The organism is Candidatus Sodalis sp. SoCistrobi (assembly GCF_900143145.1).
In the GTDB taxonomy this organism is placed as follows: Bacteria; Pseudomonadota; Gammaproteobacteria; order Enterobacterales; family Enterobacteriaceae; genus SoCistrobi.
The window spans coordinates 1-5,735 of the sequence record NZ_FRDB01000184.1; the positions used below are offsets into that span (position 1 = coordinate 1).

General features: G+C 56.5%; 4 protein-coding genes and 2 pseudogenes. 2 read left to right on the forward strand and 4 right to left on the reverse strand.

Annotated features, from left to right (window positions below; all coding sequences use genetic code 11):
- Positions 1–119: 119 nt before the first annotated feature.
- Both CINSTRO3249_RS11920 and CINSTRO3249_RS11925 read left to right on the forward strand, forming a co-directional pair.
- Positions 120–374, forward strand: a pseudogene (locus tag CINSTRO3249_RS11920) (porin); the annotation flags it as partial.
- 172 nt (positions 375–546) lie between these two features.
- On the forward strand, positions 547–1,737 hold the full coding sequence (locus CINSTRO3249_RS11925) for an amino acid aminotransferase (protein WP_074013440.1): 1,191 nt from the start codon (positions 547–549) through the stop codon (positions 1,735–1,737).
- A gap of 309 nt (positions 1,738–2,046) precedes the next feature.
- Here CINSTRO3249_RS11925 and CINSTRO3249_RS11930 read toward each other — a convergent pair whose 3' ends face one another.
- The 4 genes and pseudogenes from CINSTRO3249_RS11930 to CINSTRO3249_RS11945 form a co-directional block, all read right to left on the reverse strand.
- A complete protein-coding gene (locus CINSTRO3249_RS11930) occupies positions 2,047–2,676 on the reverse strand; it encodes an MBL fold metallo-hydrolase (protein ID WP_074013441.1) in 630 nt (209 codons plus the stop codon).
- 74 nt (positions 2,677–2,750) lie between these two features.
- Positions 2,751–3,299 (reverse strand): peptidoglycan L,D-endopeptidase MepK, encoded by a 549-nt coding sequence (locus CINSTRO3249_RS11935; RefSeq protein ID WP_074013442.1) that lies wholly within the window; start codon positions 3,297–3,299, stop codon positions 2,751–2,753.
- Between the two features lie 179 nt (positions 3,300–3,478).
- Positions 3,479–5,224, reverse strand: coding sequence for a L,D-transpeptidase (gene ldtD, locus CINSTRO3249_RS11940; RefSeq protein ID WP_371441382.1), 1,746 nt, complete (start codon positions 5,222–5,224; stop codon positions 3,479–3,481).
- A gap of 296 nt (positions 5,225–5,520) precedes the next feature.
- Positions 5,521–5,735: pseudogene (locus tag CINSTRO3249_RS11945) on the reverse strand (IS1 family transposase); the annotation flags it as partial.

Below are 5,735 nucleotides of genomic sequence, written 5' to 3' on the forward strand. Positions count from 1 at the left end.
TGCTCATGCTGAGTTTCCAGCACTAGATTAACTGCCCGTTCACGGACTTCCGGAGAGTAACGTTTGGTCGTTGTCATAGAGACCTCCACTTTTAAAGTATAGACTCTAATTTATCCGGGGTGATTCAAGTTGCTCAGTACCAGTTCGACTTCGGTCTGCGTCCGTCTGTTGCCTACGTTCAGTCGAAAGGTAAAGACATCGAAGGCGTGGGTGATGTTGACCTGATCAAATACGTTGACGTGGGCGCCACCTACTACTTCAACAAAAACATGTCCACCTATGTTGACTACATCATCAACCAGATTGATAGCGACAACGAGTTGGGCATCGGCAGCGGCGACACCGTTGCTCTGGGTCTGGTCTACCAGTTCTAATCCCTTTCTCGCCGCTTACGGCTGAAAGTCAGAACAGTGAAGGCAGGGTTTATACCCTGCCTTCTTTTTTTTGTGGCCGCCGAAAAATGTGCGGCAAACGGTTGGCAAAGGGCGCTGGTAACGGTAACCTGATAGCACTTTTCGCACACTGTGACGTTTGGACACATTTCCCATGTTTGAATCTATTCCGGTCGCACCGGCGGACCCGATTCTCGGCCTGCTGGATGTCTTTCGTGCCGACGATCGTCCCGGCAAAATTAACCTCGGTATTGGCGTTTACAAGGATGAAACCGGTAATACGCCGGTGCTGACCAGCGTTAAAAAAGCGGAAGCGCTGCTGCTGGAAAATGAAACGAGCAAAAACTATCTCGGTATCGACGGCCTGGCGGCTTTCGCCGCCGGCACGCAGCGTCTGTTGTTCGGCGCTGACAGCGCCCTTATCGCCGACGCGCGGGCGCGTAGCGCGCAAACCCCCGGCGGTACCGGTGCCCTGCGCGTGGCCGCGGATTTTCTGGCGCATAATACCGCCGTGCGCCGCGTTTGGGTAAGCAACCCCAGCTGGCCGAATCACAAAAACGTTTTCAGCGCCGCAGGTCTGGAAGTATGCGATTACGCCTACTATGACGCGGTGACGCATACGCTCGATTTCGCGGCAATGCTGGCGAGTCTGAGTGAGGCGCGGGCTGGCGATGTGGTCTTATTCCACGGCTGTTGCCATAATCCGACCGGTATTGATCCCAGCCTGCAACAATGGCGCGAACTGGCCGCCCTGTCGGCCCGTCAGGGCTGGCTGCCGCTGTTCGATTTTGCCTATCAGGGTTTCGCCCACGGCCTGGAAGACGATGCGGCAGGCTTGCGCATTTTCTGCGAAGCGCATCAGGAGCTCATTGTGTGCAGCTCTTATTCAAAGAATTTTGGTCTGTATAATGAACGCGTCGGCGCCTGTACCCTGATTGCGCCCGACAGCGCGGTTGCCGATCGCGCCTTCAGCCAGCTCAAAGCCACCATTCGCGCCAATTATTCCAACCCGCCGGCGCACGGTGCCGCCGTGGTTGCCACCATATTGGCCGACGATGTACTGCGCGCTATATGGGAGCAAGAGCTGAGCGGTATGCGTGAACGGATCCAGCGTATGCGCCAGCTGTTCGTCAACACGCTTTTGGATAAGGGCGCGCAGCAGGATTTCAGCTTTATCAACCCGCAAAACGGCATGTTCTCTTTCAGCGGCCTGAATCAGCAACAGGTGCTGAAGCTGCGTGACCAGTCGGGCATTTATGTGGTGAATTCGGGTCGTATCAACGTCGCCGGCATGACGCCGGATAACATGGCGCCGCTGTGCGAGGCGATCGTAGCGGTGCTCTGACCACCGGGCGACCAGTTCAAAGTGGCGCGCCGCGACGACGACGGCGCGTCCGTCCGGTAAAACCTGGGCGGCCGAACGAGCTCAAACCGGCGCCCCTTGTACCTTGAACGCCACTACGCTTGAACGAACTGCGTCCATCAAGACGTATTCCCGCTCCCCCACCCTCTATATGTCAGTACGTCAGTAATGCCAGTAAGTCGGTACGCTTACAAGATGAGACGCCACTATGAAGATAATATGCCCGCTAGCGCCATCAGCTTCAGCGGGCTACAGGTAGCGAGCGGCGGGCATACATTTCTCGGTGGCCGACTACTGCAAGAAGGGGTTGGTGCGTCGCTCGTGGCCCAGCGTCGACATCGGGCCGTGGCCGGGCAAAAAGGCAATATCATCCGCCAGCGGCATAAGCTGATGATGAATCGAACGCATCAGCGTCGGCATATCGCCACCGGGCAGATCGGTGCGGCCAATGCCGCCATTGAAAAGCACGTCACCCATCAACATGAACTTCGCGGCTTTATTCCAGAACACCACATGCCACGGAGAATGACCGGGACAATGCAGCACCTGGAACGACAGCTTACCGATGCTTAACGTGGCGCCGTCCGCCAGCCAGCGGTCAGGCGTCAACGGCGGGATAATCTCCACGCCGAACATTTGGCACTGCCCAGGCAAACTGGCCAACAGCGGCTCTTCGTCACGATGGGGACCGACAATGGGCACATCATAGAACGCCGCCAGCTCGCTGGCGGCACCCACATGATCCAGGTGGCCGTGGGTCAGCCAGATTTCTTTAACCGTCACCCCAAGCGTCGCCACTTCCTGACGCAGCCGCTGGGCTTCACCGCCGGGGTCCACTAACGCCGCATCTCCGGTCTGTTCGCACCAAACCACAGAGCAATTCTGGCTGAATGCCGTTACCGGAATAATGTGATATTTCATACTCGATCCTGTCAAACCCTTTGCACCCGATTATACGGCGAAACGGCGGTGATGTTGACAGGAATTGCGACGCTTTACCAGGTGCGCGCCGGCCCCGTATCGATATGAACAAAGTTACTACGCGGATAATAACCCACGCCGCCCATGCGCAGCTTCAGTGCCGCCTTGCGGATCATGCTGAGCGGCGTGCCCTCAATATGAAAATCCATCGCTTTTCCCAGGGTATGGTAACTGTGCTTGGCCACGCCCTCGCTTTTGGCCCGTAGCGAATTATTGGTCTGAACGGTCCGATAGCCGGAAATCAGCTGCACCGGTTTATTGGTTTGCAGCGCCGCTTGCAGACGATACAGGTGGTCAAAAAGACGGGGGTCGATGTCGGTTATTTTGTTGGCGCGGAAATCGCGGAAAAAATGATTCAACCGGATCAACTCGCTTTGAGAGTAGCTCTTACCATTGAAAAATTCCGTTTTCAACGTTTCACCGGTATGCAAATTATTCAAGGTAAGCATGCGTGGACGGGGCGTGGAAAGCGTGGCGAAAGCACTGCCGGGAAGCAGCGCCAGTCCGGCGGCAGCCGTACCGAACACCAGCAATCGGCGGCGTTGATGATTAATATGATCCATGGGCAAGGTAACCAGTCGGCAGAGTTGATGAACAAATGCACAGCAGCGCACCGCCCGAACCATAACCGTATGGCCGGGCTGCGTCAATCACTCAAACGTCAGGATTTGCAAAAGCTCACAAAGTAGTCTATGTAAGGCGCGCAAGCGGCCACCGAGAAAACTCGCCGGCGGTCAGCGGCTTATTGCAGCAGCCGTTGCGCTTGCGGCAGGCTTCTGGCGCCCTTCTGGGTGGGGGTATCATAATTGTAAATATCTGTGCGGAATTGGGGTTTTCCGTCGTCTGCAACCCAAGCGGTCAAATAAAACAGATTGACCGGAATTTGATGGCGAATCGGCACATAGGTCGTATTGCCCTGCTTTAACGTCGCGCTGACCCGTGCATCGCCCCAACCGGCGTCCTGCAAAAGCATGTTGGCCAGCACCGCCGCCTTATTCACCCGAACACAGCCCGAGCTCAGCGCGCGCTGATCCTGACCGAACAAATTATGATTAGGCGTATCGTGCAGATAAATGGCATCCGAGCTTGGCATATTGAATTTATAGCGTCCCAAGGCATTCTTCGGCCCCGGCGCCTGCTGCAGACGGTAAGGGAAATGGTTGGGGTTCACAAAACTCCAATCGATACTGGCCGGGTTTACCACGGCGGCATCGCTGCTCCAGCCCGATAAAATGGTGAAGTCATTACGCGGTAAATACCCCGGATCGCGCAGCGCTTTCGGCAGGATGTCCTGGCGCACCAGCGAAGTGGGCACATTCCAGGGCGGGTTCAGCACCACGCTACTCAATGCGCTGCGCATCAGCGGCGTTTTGCGGCTGGGACGACCGACGATCACCCGCGAAGATAACACCTCCGCGCCCTGCTGATAGTAGACAAGGGAGTAATTGGGAATATTCACCAAAATGCCGGTATTAATGCGGTTATTGAGCAAACGTAAACGCTGGATATTTAGCGCCAGCAGCGTAACCCGGGTTTGTGGAGAAACGTTAAGCCAGTTACTCGTCTGGCGGCCGATCACGCCATCGGCGCCCAGCCCTTGCCAGTTTTGAAAACGTTTCACCGCCGCTACCAGACCGGGCGAATACATTTTGTCCTGCACATCCACCGTGGCGACCACCGCAGGATCATCGCTGGAGGGCGTGGGTATAAGTTCCGCGGCGGCGGGGCTTACCACCGCCGGCGGCGGGTCATGGCTGACCGGTTGTGCTGCAGGCGGATTGGCCGGCGCCGCATCCACCGTCGGTAACGGCGCGACATCGCCAGGCTGGAGCATACCGGTGCGCTGCAAAATCTCGCGCAGCGCGGGAATGTCGTCGCTCAACTGACCCGGCCGCAGGCTGGCGCTACCGGTTAACTGCGGCCAGGGATGATTGTCGGCCAAAATCGTTTTCAGCGCCTGATGCATTTTGGCGTATTGCGGATGTTGCGGCACCAGGCCGCTGACAAAGGTATCCAATCTGCCGTCATTGAGGGCATTTTGCCAGCGTTCTATCAGCACGCGCGGCGGCAGCGCCAGCGCATAGGGCGCAGTGCCGTACAGCCATCTTTCGCCGTTGGCGCCGACGCCGTTGGTAAATTGCAGGTAGCCAAGCATAGCGTCGGACAGAATTTTATCCCGCGCCAAACCGGTGATACGCGAGTCCGTGAGCCACTGCGCCCAGGTAGTGAATTGCGGCTGTACGCCCGACAGCGCCAGTTCCGCCAATTGCTGCTGAAAATGCTGCACCGCCGCCCGGTCCTGCCACATCGGCGCATTCTGACGCGCGGCATATAGCGCCGTGATCTCCCGGGAAAAGTAAGGCTGGACATGGGCAGGGAAAGGCTGTCCCGGCAGGGGCGCGCCAACAACCTGGCTTTGCGCGGCCGGCGCGCCAAAGGCGAGGCCAGGCAGTGAGGCGATACCGGACATCAGCAGGCAACGCATCATGGCACGGCGCAACAACGCAGATTTCGTGGCTAACATCCTATGTCCCCTGTAGTGAAGCAGTTAATTTATCATGTTTTTATTAACCTTGTTCACCGTAGTATATAAGCAGAAACAGAAAACTGCGCAGTAAACGAAAACGAAAAAGGCGAAGCGGTGACCCTATGCCCATTTTCCCCGCACCATAGCATCGGCGACATCAGCGCACAGCCTTAACCGCTGCGTCCCAAAGCGAACCTTCCGTGGCGGTTTTCATTATGAATCATAAGATGACGATAAGCGGGTAATGACTCCAATAAGTAGAACATGTGTTTTTCGATGAAGGCTCCGATGACTTTTTCGTGGATCTCGACAGAGCGCGAGAAGCAAATCGTTTTACGCGCCAGTCGTTTAATGCGGGTACGGAGCGTCAGGTTATTGCGCTCTATACGTTGCGTGAAGATCTTGCCAGTCAGATGTTTCTGCTTCGGCACCTCTCTTGCATAGCTGCCCCAGTTGTCACTGGTAATCATGC

Excerpts from the sequence above, each read along its gene's own strand:
- CINSTRO3249_RS11925 (WP_074013440.1), top strand. The coding sequence starts at position 547 with ATGTTTGAATCTATTCCGGTCGCACCGGCGGACCCGATTCTCGGCCTG.
- CINSTRO3249_RS11935 (WP_074013442.1), bottom strand. The coding sequence starts at position 3,299 with ATGGATCATATTAATCATCAACGCCGCCGATTGCTGGTGTTCGGTACG.
- ldtD (WP_371441382.1), bottom strand. The coding sequence starts at position 5,224 with ATGATGCGTTGCCTGCTGATGTCCGGTATCGCCTCACTGCCTGGCCTC.
- CINSTRO3249_RS11930 (WP_074013441.1), bottom strand. The coding sequence starts at position 2,676 with ATGAAATATCACATTATTCCGGTAACGGCATTCAGCCAGAATTGCTCT.